Origin of the sequence: Vibrio sp. 10N.222.49.C9 (genome assembly GCF_041474985.1) — a bacterium.
In the GTDB taxonomy this organism is placed as follows: domain Bacteria; phylum Pseudomonadota; class Gammaproteobacteria; order Enterobacterales; family Vibrionaceae; genus Vibrio; species Vibrio crassostreae_C.
This window is the reverse complement of record NZ_JBFRVD010000788.1, coordinates 1-475: the sequence shown is the minus strand read 5'-3', so window position 1 is coordinate 475 and position 475 is coordinate 1. Positions and strand designations below refer to the sequence as shown.

Annotated in this window: 2 protein-coding genes; both read left to right on the top strand. The window is 44.0% G+C overall.

Annotated features, from left to right (window positions below):
• Positions 1 to 170 (top strand): hypothetical protein (locus tag AB4585_RS25605; protein ID WP_372171594.1); only part of this gene is annotated, 170 nt, incomplete at its 5' end.
• Positions 171 to 337: 167 nt separating this feature from the next.
• On the top strand, positions 338 to 475 hold a 138-nt coding region (locus AB4585_RS25600; protein WP_372171593.1), incomplete at its 3' end, for a LacI family DNA-binding transcriptional regulator.

The following is a 475-nucleotide window of genomic DNA, read 5'->3' as shown; positions in this document are numbered from 1 at the left end:
GGCATACTTTGATCATGGCCAAAGCACCTCTTAATGAGCTTCAAGACTATTCGAGAAGACTCAAGGCAATGACTGGCGGAGAAGGTACCTTTACCATGAGCTTGAGCCACTACGAACCTGCCCCACCACTTGTTCAAAAGCGAGTATGTAAGGAGCTAGACCCTGCGTAATTAGAACGCTAAGTAGACTAAGCACCAGTGGAACTCCGCTGGTGCTTTTTTATCTGCGTTCTTAGACACAAACAGGCAAAAAGTAGCAAAATCAAAACCTTTTTATCCCACAATAAGATACATTATTGCGTCACTCTTCAATAATGCTCAATAGCTAATCTACCTGTATGAAAAAGCCTACCGTTTATGATGTCGCTCGCCTTGCTGGCGTTTCTGTAAGCACAGTTTCTCGCTTTAACAATCAAACGGGATACATAGCCAAACAGAAGGTCCAAGCGATAGAGCAAGCAATATCGGAGCTGAGC